Consider the following 15,092-nt stretch of genomic DNA (forward strand, 5'->3'; position numbering starts at 1 on the left):
ACCCCATTCCAATCAATCACGCGAACTCAACCCAGGAGAATTCCATGTCCCGCGAACTTCGCGCCGAGCGCGCGCCTGCCGCCGCATCGGCCGACGCCGGCCCTAGCCAGGGCCGCCGCACCGTACTGAAAGCCGCCGCCGCACTCGGCGTGCTTGCCGCACCGGCCATCGTCCGCGCGCAAGCGACGCCGGCCATCCGTATCGGCTTCTGGCCGGTCGCTTCCGGCCTGCCCTTCTTTGTCGCGATGGACAAGGGCTACTTCAAGGAGGCCGGCCTGAACGTGCAGGCGCTCAAGTTCGCCAGTCCGCAGCAGGTCACCGAGGCCATCCTCGCCGGCCGGGCCGAAGGCAGCGCCAACGGCACCGCGTCGGCCGCGCTGGCCATCGGCGAAATCGCGCAGCCGGGACTGGTCAAGATCTTCTGCACCAATCCCACCAATGCGAAGTACGTGCTCGACGAATTCATCGTGGCCAGGGACAGCCCGTTCAAGAGCATTGCCGAACTGAAGGGCAGGAACATCGGCTGCGGGCCGGGTCTTCAGAATGTCGTGCTGGCCAAGGCGGTGCTCGAGCGCGCAGGCGCGACGGGCGCGCGCGTGGTCGAACTGCCGATCGGCCAGCATGTGGCCGCCATCGCGGCGGGCCAGCTGGATGCCTGCTACACGCTGGAGCCGACCGGTACGGTGGGACGCCTGAACGGCACCACGCGCACGCTCGAGGTCGGCGTCATCGCGCGTTATGTGCTGGGCGACCCGATGGCTCCGTGGCACGGCGGCTCGGCAAGCCTGTCCAGCGAATTCATCGGCCGGCATGCCGACGTCGCGCGCAAGTACATCGCCGCCTACCGCCGCGGCGTCGAACTGGTCAAGACCGACCCGACACAGGCGCGCGCCTCGCTCAAGGGCTATACCGCCATCGAGGGCGCGCTGACCGCGGAGGTGCCGATGTCCGACTACCAGTTCTCCACCGAATTCAAGCCAGCCGATATCGCGCACTTCCAGAAGTACTTCGACCTGTTCTCCGAGAAGGGCGTCTTCAGCCGCCGGGTACTCGTCGACAGCATGCTCTACAAGGGTTGATCGTCATGCAGAACACCACCACCTCCACCCCGGCGCCACCGTGGGCAGCCGCGCGCGGCGCCACGCGCGCGCCTGCCGCGGCGGGACCGTCGCTCGCGACCCGGCTGCTGCCCTTCGTCGGCCCGCTGGTCCTGTTCATCATCTGGGACCTGGCCGTGCGCGGCGGCTTCATCAAGGCCATCCTGCTGCCGCCGCCCTCGGACACCATCATCACGCTGGTATCCGGCCTGCTGGGCGGTCCGCTGCTGGCCGATTTCCTCGTCACCGTGTCCCGGACACTGCAGGCATTCCTGATCGCCGCCGCGATCGGCATGCCGGCGGGCGTACTGCTGGGCAGCAACGAGAAGGCCTACCGCAGCGTCGAATTCCTGATCGACTTCTTCCGCTCCACGCCGTCCTCCGCGCTGATTCCGCTGTTCCTGCTGATCTTCGGCGTCTCGGACATCAACAAGGTGGCGATCGCCGCGTTCGGCGCCTTCCTGATCGTGGTCTTCAACAGCGCCTACGGCGTCATCAACGCGCGCAAGCAGCGCGTGGCGGCTGCCAGGGTGATGGGCGCCTCGCGCTGGCAGATCTTCAAGGACGTCCTGCTCTGGGAAAGCCTGCAGCCGTCCTTCGTCGGCCTGCGCTCGGCGGTGTCGATGGCGCTGGTCATCGTCATCGTGGCCGAGATGTTCATCGGCTCCGAGAACGGACTGGGGCACCGCATCATCGACGCCCAGCAGGTGCTGAACGTCAAGACCATGTACGCAGCGATTCTCGCGGCCGGCGCGCTGGGCTATGTCCTGAACATCGTGTTCCTGGTGATCGAACGCCGGATCGTCCATTGGAGTGGCAGATGAGCGCCGTGATCAACGCCCCTGTTTTCGCCGACGCGCCGAAGCCCGCGTTTCGCCCCGGCCCTGCCGGCACGCACATCACGATTCGCGGCCTGACCAAGTACTTCGCCGGCTGGCCGCTGTACGAGAACTTCGACCTGGACATCCCGAAGGGCAAGATCGTATCGATCTTCGGCCCGAACGGCTGCGGCAAATCCACCCTGATCAACATGATCGCGGGACTGGTGCCGATCGATTCGGGCGAGATCCTGTTCGATGGCAAGTCGCTGAAGGACACCAAGATCGGCTATGTGTTCCAGAACTACCGGGAAGCGATGTTCCCGTGGATGCGCACCATCGACAATATCGCCTACCCGCTGAAGCTGGCCGGCCAGTCCAAGGCCGAGGTCGACCGCCGCATGGAGGAACTGGTCGCCTCGTTCGATGTCAAGTTCGACCTGAACCGCTACCCCTACGAGTTGTCCGGCGGGCAGCAGCAGACGGCCTCCATCATGCGTGCGCTAGCGCCCAGGCCGGAGGTGCTGTTTCTCGACGAGCCGTTCTCCGCGCTCGACTTCGAGATGACACTGTTCATTCGCGAGAAGCTGCAGGAAGTCTTCATGCAGACCGGCACCACGATGATGCTGGTCTCGCACGACCTGGAAGAGGCCGTCTATCTGGCCGACGAGGTGCTGTTGCTGACCAAGCGCCCGACCCGGGTCGCGCAGATCCTGCACTATGGCGACGTCCGTCCGCGCACCGTGGAGACCCTGTCGCGACCGAGCTTCGTCGAGACGAAGCGGCTCAGCATGGAGATCTTCCAGCGCGAAGTGCGGCGCTAGGCCGCGCGGCCCTGCGTCCGGCACGCTATGCTTGATGCAGGGCCAACCAACCGACGTGACGCCTTCGATGCTACCTCTCGTGAACCCGCCCATCGGCGCACCGCTTACCGCCACGCCTCGCCGCTCCGTCGCCGAACAGGTCTATGAAGAGCTCAAGCGCGATATCGGCCAGTTCCGCCTGGTGCCGGGGGACCGCTTCTCGGAACTGGAACTGTGCGCGCGCCTGGGCGTCTCCCGCACGCCGGTGCGGCAGGCGCTGGTGCGGCTGCAACAGGAAGGCTATGTCGAGGTGCTGTTCCGCAGTGGCTGGCGCGTGCTGCCGTTCGACTTCGACAAGTACGAACAGCTCTACGACTTGCGCATGGTGCTGGAGGTTACGGCCGCACAACGGCTCTGCGGCGACGCGCCCCCGACCGGGCAGCTCAGGCCGGCCCTGCTGCAGCAGCTTGCTGCGATCTGGCTGGTCGATCCCGCCGCGCGCAGCACTGACGGCGCCCAGGTGCGGCAGTGGGACGAAGCGTTTCACTGCACGCTGGTCGAGGCCGCCGGCAACGCGGAGATGGCGCGCGTGCACCGCGACATCACCGAGCGGATCCGGGTGATCCGCAGCCTCGATTTCACCAAGTCCTTCCGCATCGAGGCAACCTACGACGAGCACGCCCAGATCCTGCGCGCCATCCTTGCGCACCGGCCCGACCAGGCGACCATGCTGCTGCGCGCGCATATCGGCAGCAGTCAGGCCGAGGTGCGCAAGATCACGCTGCACCAGTTGCATATGGCGCGGCGTGAAGGTGGCGGCCCGGACCACATGCCGTAGTCCGCGCTCACGCCATCATCGCCATTCCCGTCGCGCGCGCCAGGCGCGCCACCGACCAGCCATTGCCGAGCAGCACCATGCGGGTGTGCAGGTCGTTCAGTACCGCGGGCGGCACGTCCTTCCCGAGCCAGCGCATCTGCTTGTCCCGCACCTGGACGTAGCCTGCCGGGTAGTGCGTGCCGAGCGATTGCCACAACGCATGCGCGCCCGGCGACTGGCGCGCGCCGCTGATCAGGCAGCGCCCGGTGTCCAGGTACCAGCGGTACAGCGCGGTAGCGAGGCCGCGGCGCTGATAGGCCGGCGCGAATTTCGAGTGCGGCGCCCGCAGGTGCCGGTCGGCGCGGCGGTCCACTTCGATCAGCCGGTTGAACACGGTATAGCCGGCCAGCCGGGCGCTTGCCACGTCCTCGACATAGCAGTAGTACTCGCCATCCGCCTCGCGGTACCGCACGGCGAACCCCGGCACGCCGCAATCGCGTACCGCGATGCCGCAGAGCGGGTCGCCGCGGCAATGCAGCCGTTCGTGCAGGGCCCGCAGTTCGGCCTCCAGTTCCTCCTGCCCGTGCTCCACATCGATGCGCAGCTCCAGCGTGCGCAACAGCCGGGACGCGTGCAAGGCAAGGCCACGCAGGCCACTTGCGAGCAGAGGCCGCACCGGCAGCGCTGCATGCAACTCAGTCTGCATGCCACGCTCCGCTCAGCAGGTTTGCGGGCCGGCTGCGGGCCAGCACGCGCGCGCTCGCGTCCCAGCAGTCCATCCGGACATTGAGGCCGGCATGGATGCCGTAGCCGGTCCCGGCGACGATTTCCTCTTCGGTCTGTACGCCCTCGCCGGACTTGATCGCACCGCCGGCCACGATGGATGCTGCGGCTCGAATGCCCCAGCCTGCCTCCAGATGGCGGCCCGCATGAATGCCGCTGCCGGCGTCGATGCCGTGCGCGGCCACGATGTCGCTGCCCGAGACGATGTTGCCCTCGGCCTTGATGAGGCCGTCGCAACGGATCGCACCCTGCGCGGCGATGCCATGGCCGGCGCGCAGGTTCGCCCCCACGGCGATATCGAGCCCGGCAACCACGTCCCAGCCGGCACGCAGATGCCCGCGGCAGTCGATGGTGGAGGCCGCTTCAACGCCCCACTTCGCGCGGATATCGCCAGCGGCTTCGATCGTGCCATCGCTGTACAAATAGCCGCCGCAGTCGATGCCGCCGCCCGCGACGATGGCAGAGCCCGCGCGGATGCCGCCGCCGACGCGGAGACTGCCGCCGGCGCGCACCACCGAATCGACGTCGATGCCGCCCTGCACGACCAGCGTGCCGGCGAACACCAGCCCTTGTGCCTCGACCGAGCGCAGATGCAGTACGGCATCGGTGGCGCCGAACTGATCCAGCAGCCAGCAGGCGTCATTGACGCGCCCGGCCTGCACCAGCGCGTCGAGCAAGCGCTGGTAGTCGCTGCCGTCCTCGCGGTTGCGCAAGAACCATTTGTAGCCATCCGCGCACGGGCGCTTGGCCTTGACGAAATCCTGTGTAAGTTCCATGGTCATCGGTGCGTCCCCTTGCAGGCAGCCGAAGCGCTGGCGCGAGGCCGATCAGCCCGCCAGCGCGATAGAGAACATCGGCCGGCGCCGCCCCGCGCACGAGGGCGACGGCGCGGCGCGGCCGATCGATCAGTCGAGACTCAACGCGAGGTAGAGGACGGCGACGCCCATCATGGCGTACGCGGCGCGGCGGTACACCGCCACGGTTTTCTTTCGAAGGGACATACGATCTCCCGTCTGCACGTTGAACAGCGGGTCATCGGAAACGACGACCCCCAGGGCAATGTGCCGTGCAAGGGAGCGAGACGATGGACCGGTGGTGGTCAGTCCCTGGCTCCCCGCACGGCCAAGGGAAGCACGGCGGGGGAGCAGGCGAGTTGGGCGATGACGATGGCACGCCGGGCGGCGCAGCCGCCCTGCACCGCACGGGCGCGCGCGGTCGCGGCATGCTGGGCATGCCGGGAACGGGCGAGGCGGCGCTGGTCAAGGTGCATTCGGTCGCGGATCGAGGGTGGCGCGAAAAAATCGCGGCGAAATTCGGTGGAAAAACGCAGGCGCCTGGGCATGGACCTCGGCGCGGACGGCGTTGTCCCGCAGCGGCAGGACCGGGCAAGTATTCCATAGACCGCAGAAAACCTCAACCCGGTCCTCCGCGCATCACGCCACCATGGGCATCCCGGCGAGCAGCTTGTCCAGCGTAATCGGATAGTCCCGCACGCGTACGCCGGTGGCGTGATAGATCGCATTGGCCACGGCCGCGCCGACGCCGCAGATGCCAAGCTCGCCCACGCCCTTGGCCTTCATCGGCGACGACAGCGGATCGGTCTCGTCCAGAAAGATCACCTCCTGGTGCGGGATGTCGGCGTGCACCGGCACCTCGTAGCCGGCCAGATCGTGATTGACGAAAAAGCCCAGCCGCTTGTCCACCGCCAGCTCCTCCATCAGCGCCGCGCCCACGCCCATTGTCATCGCGCCGATCACCTGGCTGCGTGCCGACTTCGGATTGAGGATGCGGCCGGCCGCGCAAACGGCGAGCATGCGCCGGACCCGCACCTCCGCGGTCGCCACATCGACGCCCACTTCGACGAAGTGCGCGCCGAAGGTGGACTGCTGGTACGCCTTGTCCAGCTTGCCGAAGACGATGCCATCCTCGGCGACGATCCCGCCCTCCCCCGCCGCCTCGCCAAGGGCAAGGGTGCGGCCGCCGGCGCGGATCTGCCCGTTGTCGAACACCGCGGTGCTCGCGTCGAAACCATGCCGGCGGCCCAGTTCCTCGCGCAGCCGCACGCAGGCAGCATAGACCCCGGAGGTCGCGCTGTTGGCGCCCCATTGCCCGCCCGATCCCGCGGACACCGGAAAATCCGAGTCGCCCAGCCGCACGGCGACCTGGTGCAGCGGCACACCGAGCATCTCCGCCGCGGTTTGCGCGATCACCGTATAGCTGCCGGTGCCGATATCGGTCATGTCCGTTTCGACCGTGACCCTGCCCTGCCCGTCCAGCCGCACGCGGGCCGCCGAGGCCATCACCAGGTTGTTGCGAAACGCCGCGGCGACTCCGGTGCCGATCCACCACTGCCCCTCGCGTTGCGAGCGCGGGCGCGCGCTGCGCGCTTGCCAGCCGAACCGCTCGGCGCCAAGACGCAGGCACTCCACCAGGCGCCGTTGCGAAAACGGTCGCCCATGCTGTTCGGGATCGACCTGCGTATCGTTGCGGATGCGAAATTCCACCGGGTCCAGGCCCAGCTTCTCGGCGATCTCGTCGATGGCGATCTCCAACGCCATCATGCCTGGCGCCTCCCCAGGGGCGCGCATCGCGTTGCCTTCGGGCAGATCGAGCGTGGCCAGCCGCAGGGCGGTATAGCGATTGGCGCCGGCATACAGCAGGCGGGTCTGCTGGACCGCCGTCTCCGGGCTGCCGCCGGGCAGGTCGCCCGACCAGCTCTCGTGCGCAATCGCCGTGATGCGCCCGTCCGAGCCCGCGCCGATGCGAATGCGCTGGATGGTGGCCGGACGATGCGTGGTGTTGTTGGCGATCAGGGGCCGCTGCAGCGCGACTTTCACCGGACGCCCCGCCGCGCGCGCGCCCAGGGCGGCGAGCAGCGCGTCGGCCCGCACGAACAGCTTCGCGCCGAAACCGCCGCCGACGTAGGGCGAGATCAGCCGGACGTTCTCGCGCGGGATACCCAGTGTCCTGGCGACGTCCCCGCGGCTCCAGTTGACCATCTGGTTGGAGGTCCACAGCGTCAGCCGGTCGCCCTGCCAGCGGGCGATGGAGGCGTGCGGTTCCATCATGGCGTGCGACTGGTCGGGCGTGGTGTAGGTCGCATCCAGTTGCACCGGCGCCGCAGCGAAGGCCTTGTCGAAATCGCCGACCGCGCTCTCCGGCTTCTTCTCCCCGGTCGCAAGCGCCGCGTTGCCGCGCTCGCGCGCCAGATCGAAGCGGCCGCGCTCCCTCGCGTAACGCACGCGCACCAGTTGCGCGGCGGCGCGCGCCTGCTCGAAGGTCTCGGCCACCACCAGGGCAATGGCCTGATGGTAGTGCTCGATCTCCGGGCCGCCGAGCAGCCGCGCCGTGTTGAAGTCGCCCTTGCCGAGTTTTCCCGCGTTCTGCGCGGTGACGATGGTCAGCACGCCGGGCGCGCGGCGCGCGGCGTCCAGCTCCATCGACACGATGCGCCCCTTGGCAATGCCCGCCCCGATCACGTAGCCATAGGCGGCGCCGGGTACTTCCTCGTGGTGTTCGTATGCATAGCGGGCGTGACCGGTGGTCTTGTCCGGGCCGTCGATGCGGTCCACCGGCTGGCCGACGACCTTCAGCCGGTCGATCGGATTCTCTTTCGCTGGATTGTCGAAGCGCATGGTGTCACCCCCTCGCCTGTGCCAGCGCCGCGCCCAGCGTACGCTGCGCCAGCGCGATCTTGAACGCGTTCTCGTGCGTGGGCCTTGCCCCCGCCAGCGCGGCCTCGGTGACCGCCTTCGCACCGCGCGGCATTTCCGCCTCGGCCGCTTCGACGCGCCACGGCTTGTGGGCGACGCCACCGAAGGCAACGCGGCCGCTGCCGTCTCGCTGCACGATGGTCGCCACCGATACCAGCGCGAACGCATAGGACGCGCGGTCGCGGACCTTGCGGTAGCCCTGCATGCCGCCCACCGGACGCGGCAGCGTCACCGCCGTGATCAGTTCCCCGGGCGTCAGCGAGGTTTCGATGTGCGGCGTGTCGCCGGGAAGCCGATGCAGCTCCGCGATCGGGATCACGCGCGCGGTGCCATCGGGACGGACCGTCTCGACCTTGGCGTCGAGGACGCGCATGGCCACGGCCATATCGCTGGGATGGGTGGCGATACAGGCGTCGCTGCCGCCGATCACCGCATGGTGGCGCGTGAAGCCGCCCATCGCGGCGCAGCCGGCGCCGGGCTGGCGCTTGTTGCACGGCTGGTCGGTGTCGTAGAAATAGGGACAACGGGTGCGCTGCAGCAGGTTGCCGCCGGTCGTCGCCATATTGCGCAGCTGCCCCGACGCGCCGGCCAGCAGCGCGCGTGACAGCACGCCATAGTCGGCCCGTATGCGCGCATCCGCCGCCAGGTCGGTGTTGCGCACCATCGCACCGATACGCAAGCCGCCGTCGGGCGTCGGCTCGATCCGGTCCAGCCCGATGCCATTGACGTCGATCAGATGCGCCGGCGCTTCGATGCCCAGCTTCATCAGGTCGAGCAGATTGGTTCCGCCCGCGATGAACTTCGCACCCGGCATCCGCGCGGCCGCCGCGGCCGCCTCCGCAGGCGTCGCTGCCCGCTCGTAGCTGAAGGCCTTCATGGCTGTCCTCCCGCGACCTCGGCGATCGCCTCGACGATATTCGAATAGGCTCCGCAGCGGCAGAGATTGCCGCTCATCCGCTCGCGGATCTCGTCGACCGTCAGCCGCGCGCGCGCCGTCAGGCTGGGGCTGACGTGGCTGGGGACGTTGGCGTCGATTTCCTGCAGCACGGCCACGGCCGAGCAGATCTGCCCTGGCGTGCAATAGCCGCACTGATAGCCGTCGTGCCGCACGAACGCCGCCTGCATCGGGTGCGGCTTCTCCGGTGTGCCCAGCCCTTCGATCGTGGTCACCGTCGCGCCATGCTGCATGACCGCCAGCGTCATGCACGAATTGATGCGCCGGCCGTTCACCAGCACGGTGCATGCGCCGCACTGGCCGTGGTCGCAGCCCTTCTTTGTGCCGGTCAGATGCAGATGTTCGCGCAGCAGGTCCAGCAGCGTGGTGCGGGTATCGACTTCGCCCGTCCATTGCGTGCCATTGACAAGCAACGACACCGCCACCGCCACCGGGGGACGGAGCGGCGCGCCGCCGGCTGCCGCATCGACGTCGGCGGCCGCGCTTTGCCCGGCGGGAAGCGCCACGGCCGTCGCCGAAGCCGCACCGACGATGAACAAATCGCGCCGGCTGATCCTGATATCGCCAAAGTTTTCCATGGGAACCTCGTCGCTGCCCGCTCCGCCTGCCGCGAACCGCCAGCATTGATGTTTTTGGAATGATGAAGCGCAAAAGGGTGGAATGTAGGCCGATCGGCTCGCTTGGCGCAGTCGCTCGGGCGCTGCGGCGGAGAATCGTCCAGAACGGACGGACGCAGGCATTGGGCGGAAGTTCCCCGGCAACGGACTGGATGCGCAGGGAGGACGTCAACGGCACGGGCGGTGTAATCTTGCGGGTCGTCGCCCCAGCGGTGACCGTTTACCAGCGCACGCCATGGACAAATTGCTCGCCCTGAAGATGTTCGTCGAAACCGTCGATGCCCGCGGTTTCTCCGCGGCCGCGCGCCGGCTCGAGATTGCGACATCGTCGGTGACGCGCGCCATGGACGGGCTCGAGGACGCCCTCGGCGCCGTGCTGCTGAACCGCTCCACCCGCCAGGTCACGGTCACCGAGGCCGGCGCCACCTATTACGAGCAGGCGCGGCGCATCCTGGAAGCGATTGAGGAAGCCGACGCGTCGGTCTCCGACCGGGGCGACGCCGATGGTGCGGTGGGGCAGCTGCGCGTTTCGGTGCCGGTTGCCTTCGGCAGGCGCTGCATCGCGCCGCATCTCGGACAATTGCTGGACCGCCACCCGAAGCTGGAAGTGGAAGTCACGCTGACCGACGACATTGTCGATCTGCTCGGCGAACGGATCGACCTTGCCATCCGCATCGGCAGCGTCGCCGCCTATGACCACGTGGTGGCGCGGCCGATCGGCGCGTTCCGGCGCCGTGTGGTGGCCGCACCGGGCTATCTGGAGCGGCACGGCACGCCGGGCCATCCGCTGGAGCTGGGCGGCCATCGCTGCCTGCGCTACAGCTATGGCGGACGCGACCAGAGCTGGCGCTTCCGGCTCGGCGACGACACTGTGTCGGTACCGGTGCGGGGTGCATTGCGCAGCAACAACATGGAGGTGCTGCACGACGTTGCCCGCGCGGGCCACGGCATCGCGCTGCTGCCTGACTGGATCGCGGACGCCGGCATCGCCGCCGGCAACCTGCAGCCGCTCTTCGACAACTGGTCCGTCGAGCCTGGCGATACCAGCGCGGCGATCCATGCGCTGTACTTGCCGAACCAGCGGGGCTCGCGCCGGATCAACGCTTTTCTGGACTTTCTCGCCACGCTGCCCGGCCCCCTGCAGTCGATCGCCGCGACCCGCGCCTGATCGCCCTGCATCCGGAGCGGATGCGCCATTGTCCGGGGCGCAACGCTGCGTTGCGTCACGCCCCGATTCTCGCCGCGCAACGTGGCCCCTATGCTTGGCCCATCGCAACCCCTGCCCGCTTCCCGCGCGCTCACCATGCAACCTCACACCATGACCACACGTGCTCACGCGGCCAACGACGCCAGCGTCCGCCCCGCTTCCGAGTCGCAGCACGCCGACGCCCACCGGCCCATGTCCGCTTCCCTCGTCGCGCTGTTTTCGCTCTGCGCGGGCGTGCTGGTTGCCAACCTGTACTACGCGCAGCCGATCATCGAGCTGATCTCGCCCGCCGTCGGCCTGACGGCGCAGCAGGCCAGCCTCATTGTCTCGCTGACGCAGGTGGGCTATGCCATCGGCCTGTTCTTCCTGGTTCCGCTCGCCGATCTGCACGAGAACCGCCGCCTGCTGGCGATCAGCGGCGTCGCGGCCACCGTCAGCCTGCTCGGTGCGGCCCTGTCCACGCAACCGGCGCCCTTCCTGCTGGTGTCGCTGCTGATCGGACTGAGTTCCGTCAGCGTGCAGATCCTGATCCCGCTGGCAGCGCACCTGGCGCCCGAAGCCACGCGAGGCCGCACCGTCGGCACCATCATGGGCGGGCTGCTGAGCGGCATCCTGCTGGCGCGGCCGCTCTCGAGCATGCTCGCGGAAGCATTCGGCTGGCGTGCCGTCTTCGTGGCCGGGGCGGCAATGACGCTCGCCACCGTCGTCATCATGATCGCTACCCTGCCGCGGCGCGTGCCCGAGCACAAGGCCACCTATGCCAGCCTGCTCGCCTCGCTGTGGCATCTGCTGGGCCGCTTCGCCGTGCTGCGCCGGCGCGCCCTCTACCAGGCCCTGCTGTTCGCCGCCTTCAGCCTGTTCTGGACCGCGGTGCCGCTGGAACTGGCCAATCGCTACGGACTGTCGCAGGCACAGATCGGCCTGTTCGCGCTCGTCGGCGCGCTGGGCGCGGTGGCGGCTCCGGTCGCCGGCCGCCTGGCCGATGCCGGCCACACCCGCATCGCCTCGTTCGCCGCGATGGCCCTGGCCGCGGCCAGCTTCCTGCCCGGCCTGCACGGCGGCGCCCACGGCGTGATCTGGCTCGGCCTGACCGGCATTGCGCTGGACTTCGCCGTGCAGATGAACATGGTGCTGGGCCAGCGCGCCATCTACGCGCTCGACGCATCGAGCCGGGCCCGGCTGAACGCGCTCTATATGACCGCCATCTTCGCCGGTGGCGCGGCAGGCTCGGCCGTCGCCAGCATGCTCTACAGCAGCGCCGGCTGGGCGGGCATCGTCGCCGCTGGCGCCGGGCTGTCGCTGGTCGCGCTCGCGGCGCTTATGGCAGGCACTGCAACCGCCAGGAACAAGTAGCAGCAGCGCTCTGGACGCGCCCCATCCCCTCTCCCCGGCCCTCTCCCGCAAGCGGGAGAGGGAGAAAACCGGGAGCACTCCAACGTCGCCGGTTTGCTCCCCTCTCCCGCGCGCGGGAGAGGGGCCGGGGGAGAGGGCAGCGAGCGCCAATGTTCACCCCGGCTTCTCCGCTAGTCCCGCTAGACGCCGCCCCGATCCTGCGGCCCCGAGGTAGCAAGCGATATCCCGCGTCGCGTCGCCGCCCAGAACAGCATCGCCAGCAGACTCACCCCCGCACCGAGCACGCACACCCCCTGCCACCCGGCACGCGCATACGTAGCCGTCGTGGCGATGGCGCCCGCCCCGCTACCCACCGCGTAGAACAGCATATAGAGGCCAACCAGCCGCCCATGCGCCTGGGGCCTCGCTCGCAGGATCATGGCCTGGTTGGTGACATGCAACGCCTGCCCGCCCAGATCGAGCATGACGATGCCAAGCAGCAGCGGCCACAGCGACTGATCGAGGCGCGATAGCGGCCACCACGACAGCAGCAGCAGGAACAGCGCCGCGCAGGAGGTATGCTGGCCGTATCCCCGGTCCGCCCATCGTCCGGCGAGGGCAGCCGCCAGCGCGCCGACCGCACCCACCAGGCCCAGCGCACCGATGGCCGTATGTGACAGCTGCCATGGCGCGGCGCTCAGCGGCAGGACCACCGCGCTCCAGAAAATATTGAAGGCGGCGAACATCAGCATGGCGAGCACGCCCCGGACCTGCAGCACCCGTTCCTCGCGCAACAGCGTCAGCATGGATGCAAGCAGCCGCGGGTAGCTGGCCGCGTCCGCCGCCACCGGCAGCGCCGGCAGGCGCCGCCACAGCGCCAGCGCGAGCGCGAGCATCAATCCCGCGGAGCAGAGGTAGACGCCGCGCCAGCCGGCCACATCGCTGACGGCACCGGCGAATACCCGCGCGAGCAGCAAGCCGATGAAGACGCCGCCCTGCGCCGCGCCCACGACGCGCCCCTGTTCACCGGCACCGGCGGCGGTCGCGGCATAGGCGATCAATCCCTGCGTCATCGCCGTGCCCAGCAGGCCCACCCCAAACATTCCCGCCAGCAATACCGGCACGCTGGGCGCGAAGCCGACCACGCCAAGCGCCACTACCAGCGCCAGCAGTTGTGCGGCCATCAGTCGACGACGATCGATCCGGTCGCCCAGGGGCACGAGCATCAGCAAGGCAATGGCGCAGCCCAGCTGCGTGGCGGTGATCACGCCGCCGACCGAAGCCTGGCGGATGGCGAACTCGGCCGCCAGCGCATCGAGCAGTGGCTGCGCGAAATAGACGTTGGCGACGCTCAGGCCGCTGGCGGTGGCGAACAGCAGCACGGACGCGGCGGGCAGCAGCGGTGGCTGGCAAGCCGGCAGCGCATCGCAGGGGGAGGACCACAGCGGGGGCATCGATCAATCCAGTTGCAAAACGAAACTGGTTGTATGGTAGGCATACCGGTTTTAAAATGCAACTACAGCTTCCCGCCTTCGCCCTCCGCTTCCCATGCCACGCCTGAAGTCCAGCCTCGATCCGACCTGTCCTGTCGCACGCGCGGTCGACCTGGTCGGCGACCGCTGGTCCCTGTTGATCGTGCGCGATGCCTTCGATGGCACGCATCGGTTCGGCGATTTCCAGCGCAATCTTGGCGTGGCGCGCAATATCCTGGCGGACCGGCTGGCCCGGCTGGTCGAGGCGGGCATCCTGCAGACGCAACCGGCGTCGGATGGCACCGCCTATCAGGAATACGTGCTGACAGCCCGGGGACGGGAGCTGTTTCCGATCGTGGTGGCCCTGCGTCAATGGGGCGAACAGCACCTGTTCTCCCGGGGGGAGCGGCACTCGCGGCTGCTGGATACCAGGACGGGCAAGCCCGTTCCGTTGATGATGCCGCGCGGCAGCGACGGCACGGAACTGCTGCCGGAGAATACCGAGGTCAGGAAGGTGAACGTGCCACAGGGCTGACGACGGCGGCACTTGCTTCGGTCATGATGACCCGGGACTTACCCGCCCTCATTCCCGAGCAGGAACGCCATCGCCTCGCTCCACCACGGTGCATCTACCCGGCCGAACCAATCGTTGTGCTCGGCGCCGGCCACGACGCGCAGCTGCCGCCGGGGACCCAGCGAGTCGTAGAGCGCCCGGCCAAACCGCGCCGGGACGATGCGGTCGCGTTCGGCGATGACTACCAGTACTGGACCCGCGAAGCCCGCGAGATTGCGCACGCTGTCATAGCGGTCGCGCAGCAGCCAGGATGTGGGTAGCCAGGCGTAGTGATGGGACGCGATATGGGCGAGCCGGTCCCAGGGCGTGATGAGCATGATGCCGGCGATCTTTTCGCGTTGCCGCTCGCCAGCAGCCGTTGCGGCCGCCACGCCGGCCCCGAGCGATTCGCCGATCAGCAGCAGCGGCGCGCCGAACTGCGCATGCGCCAGCTCGACGGTGCGCTGCGCGTCGGCAACAAGGCTGGCCTCGCCCAGTGCGCCATCGCGGGGACCGTAGCCCGGATATTCGGCAAGGATGACGCGCAGGCCCTGCGCGACCAGGGCGTCGGCATACAGCTGCCGGTGGCCGGCATGTCCTGCATTGCCATGGAGCACGATCACGGTACCGTGTGCCGGCCCCGCCGGTTCCGCCAGCAAACCCCGGAACTCCGCTGCTCCTGGCCACGCCTGCAATCGTCCGGAAACCAGCTCGTCCAGGGAAGCCTTGCTGGGGTAGTACAGGAAGCGATCCTGCAAGGCCGCCAGCGCGCCGCCAGGGGCCATGACAGCGAGGGTGGCCATGCACAGCGCAGCCACCCGGGCGGTCAGCGCGTGACGGCGAGGGATTGCGGTGCCCATACTGCCTCCGGATCGGCTGCCATCCGCATAGTATGCGCCCCGCTCTTCTGCACGGAAACCGCGCA

At 68.6% G+C, this 15,092-nt stretch carries 14 protein-coding genes; 7 read left to right on the plus strand and 7 right to left on the minus strand.

Annotated features, from left to right (window positions below; genetic code table 11):
* Positions 1-44 precede the first annotated feature (44 nt).
* From K6V06_RS02870 to K6V06_RS02885, 4 genes are all read left to right on the plus strand, one after another.
* A complete protein-coding gene (locus tag K6V06_RS02870; protein WP_222240077.1) occupies positions 45-1,079 on the plus strand; it encodes an ABC transporter substrate-binding protein in 1,035 nt (344 codons plus the stop codon).
* A gap of 5 nt (positions 1,080-1,084) precedes the next feature.
* The gene (locus K6V06_RS02875) at positions 1,085-1,921 is read left to right on the plus strand and encodes an ABC transporter permease (protein ID WP_222240078.1); all 837 of its coding nucleotides are present in this window, start codon (positions 1,085-1,087) and stop codon (positions 1,919-1,921) included.
* The gene (locus K6V06_RS02880; RefSeq protein ID WP_222240079.1) at positions 1,918-2,739 is read left to right on the plus strand and encodes an ABC transporter ATP-binding protein; all 822 of its coding nucleotides are present in this window, start codon (positions 1,918-1,920) and stop codon (positions 2,737-2,739) included. Before K6V06_RS02875 ends, K6V06_RS02880 begins: the two co-directional genes overlap by 4 nt.
* A gap of 67 nt (positions 2,740-2,806) precedes the next feature.
* Entirely contained in the window at positions 2,807-3,556 is a 750-nt protein-coding gene (locus K6V06_RS02885) for a GntR family transcriptional regulator (protein WP_255581549.1), read from the plus strand.
* A 7-nt stretch (positions 3,557-3,563) separates the two neighbouring features.
* On the opposite strand, the gene K6V06_RS02890 is transcribed toward K6V06_RS02885, so the two are convergent.
* From K6V06_RS02890 to paoA, 5 genes are all read right to left on the minus strand, one after another.
* Positions 3,564-4,241 carry an N-acetyltransferase gene (locus K6V06_RS02890; protein ID WP_255581550.1) on the minus strand — a complete coding sequence of 226 codons (678 nt, stop codon included), beginning with the start codon at positions 4,239-4,241 and terminating at the stop codon, positions 3,564-3,566.
* Entirely contained in the window at positions 4,231-5,094 is an 864-nt protein-coding gene (locus K6V06_RS02895; RefSeq protein WP_222240297.1) for a FapA family protein, read from the minus strand. The genes K6V06_RS02890 and K6V06_RS02895 overlap by 11 nt, the downstream gene beginning before the upstream one ends.
* 657 nt (positions 5,095-5,751) lie before the next feature.
* Positions 5,752-7,953 carry an aldehyde oxidoreductase molybdenum-binding subunit PaoC gene (gene paoC / locus K6V06_RS02900; protein ID WP_222240081.1) on the minus strand — a complete coding sequence of 734 codons (2,202 nt, stop codon included), beginning with the start codon at positions 7,951-7,953 and terminating at the stop codon, positions 5,752-5,754.
* 4 nt (positions 7,954-7,957) lie between these two features.
* On the minus strand, positions 7,958-8,908 hold the full coding sequence (locus K6V06_RS02905; RefSeq protein WP_222240082.1) for a xanthine dehydrogenase family protein subunit M: 951 nt from the start codon (positions 8,906-8,908) through the stop codon (positions 7,958-7,960).
* Positions 8,905-9,564 (minus strand): aldehyde dehydrogenase iron-sulfur subunit PaoA, encoded by a 660-nt coding sequence (gene paoA / locus K6V06_RS02910; RefSeq protein WP_222240083.1) that lies wholly within the window; start codon positions 9,562-9,564, stop codon positions 8,905-8,907. The genes K6V06_RS02905 and paoA overlap by 4 nt, the downstream gene beginning before the upstream one ends.
* A gap of 274 nt (positions 9,565-9,838) precedes the next feature.
* Here paoA and K6V06_RS02915 point away from each other — a divergent pair, with 274 nt between their 5' ends.
* The gene (locus K6V06_RS02915) at positions 9,839-10,771 is read left to right on the plus strand and encodes a LysR family transcriptional regulator (protein ID WP_222240084.1); all 933 of its coding nucleotides are present in this window, start codon (positions 9,839-9,841) and stop codon (positions 10,769-10,771) included.
* A 231-nt stretch (positions 10,772-11,002) separates the two neighbouring features.
* The gene (locus tag K6V06_RS02920; protein ID WP_222240298.1) at positions 11,003-12,163 is read left to right on the plus strand and encodes an MFS transporter; all 1,161 of its coding nucleotides are present in this window, start codon (positions 11,003-11,005) and stop codon (positions 12,161-12,163) included.
* A gap of 179 nt (positions 12,164-12,342) precedes the next feature.
* Here K6V06_RS02920 and K6V06_RS02925 read toward each other — a convergent pair whose 3' ends face one another.
* Positions 12,343-13,596 (minus strand): MFS transporter, encoded by a 1,254-nt coding sequence (locus tag K6V06_RS02925; protein WP_222240085.1) that lies wholly within the window; start codon positions 13,594-13,596, stop codon positions 12,343-12,345.
* A gap of 94 nt (positions 13,597-13,690) precedes the next feature.
* On the opposite strand from K6V06_RS02925, the gene K6V06_RS02930 reads away from it, so the two are divergent.
* A complete protein-coding gene (locus K6V06_RS02930; protein WP_222240086.1) occupies positions 13,691-14,149 on the plus strand; it encodes a helix-turn-helix domain-containing protein in 459 nt (152 codons plus the stop codon).
* Between the two features lie 38 nt (positions 14,150-14,187).
* On the opposite strand, the gene K6V06_RS02935 is transcribed toward K6V06_RS02930, so the two are convergent.
* The gene (locus K6V06_RS02935; protein WP_222240299.1) at positions 14,188-14,970 is read right to left on the minus strand and encodes an alpha/beta hydrolase; all 783 of its coding nucleotides are present in this window, start codon (positions 14,968-14,970) and stop codon (positions 14,188-14,190) included.
* Positions 14,971-15,092: the final 122 nt, after the last annotated feature.

Origin of the sequence: Cupriavidus sp. AU9028 (assembly GCF_019795295.1) — a bacterium.
Taxonomy (GTDB): domain Bacteria; phylum Pseudomonadota; class Gammaproteobacteria; order Burkholderiales; family Burkholderiaceae; genus Cupriavidus.

Coding starts and splice junctions, on each gene's coding strand:
- K6V06_RS02875 (WP_222240078.1), top strand. CDS start 1,085: ATGCAGAACACCACCACCTCCACCCCGGCGCCACCGTGGGCAGCCGCG.
- K6V06_RS02920 (WP_222240298.1), top strand. CDS start 11,003: ATGTCCGCTTCCCTCGTCGCGCTGTTTTCGCTCTGCGCGGGCGTGCTG.
- K6V06_RS02870 (WP_222240077.1), top strand. CDS start 45: ATGTCCCGCGAACTTCGCGCCGAGCGCGCGCCTGCCGCCGCATCGGCC.
- K6V06_RS02895 (WP_222240297.1), bottom strand. CDS start 5,094: ATGGAACTTACACAGGATTTCGTCAAGGCCAAGCGCCCGTGCGCGGAT.
- K6V06_RS02925 (WP_222240085.1), bottom strand. CDS start 13,596: ATGCCCCCGCTGTGGTCCTCCCCCTGCGATGCGCTGCCGGCTTGCCAG.
- K6V06_RS02890 (WP_255581550.1), bottom strand. CDS start 4,241: ATGCAGACTGAGTTGCATGCAGCGCTGCCGGTGCGGCCTCTGCTCGCA.
- K6V06_RS02930 (WP_222240086.1), top strand. CDS start 13,691: ATGCCACGCCTGAAGTCCAGCCTCGATCCGACCTGTCCTGTCGCACGC.
- K6V06_RS02880 (WP_222240079.1), top strand. CDS start 1,918: ATGAGCGCCGTGATCAACGCCCCTGTTTTCGCCGACGCGCCGAAGCCC.
- paoA (WP_222240083.1), bottom strand. CDS start 9,564: ATGGAAAACTTTGGCGATATCAGGATCAGCCGGCGCGATTTGTTCATC.
- K6V06_RS02885 (WP_255581549.1), top strand. CDS start 2,807: ATGCTACCTCTCGTGAACCCGCCCATCGGCGCACCGCTTACCGCCACG.
- K6V06_RS02915 (WP_222240084.1), top strand. CDS start 9,839: ATGGACAAATTGCTCGCCCTGAAGATGTTCGTCGAAACCGTCGATGCC.
- K6V06_RS02935 (WP_222240299.1), bottom strand. CDS start 14,970: ATGGCCACCCTCGCTGTCATGGCCCCTGGCGGCGCGCTGGCGGCCTTG.
- paoC (WP_222240081.1), bottom strand. CDS start 7,953: ATGCGCTTCGACAATCCAGCGAAAGAGAATCCGATCGACCGGCTGAAG.
- K6V06_RS02905 (WP_222240082.1), bottom strand. CDS start 8,908: ATGAAGGCCTTCAGCTACGAGCGGGCAGCGACGCCTGCGGAGGCGGCC.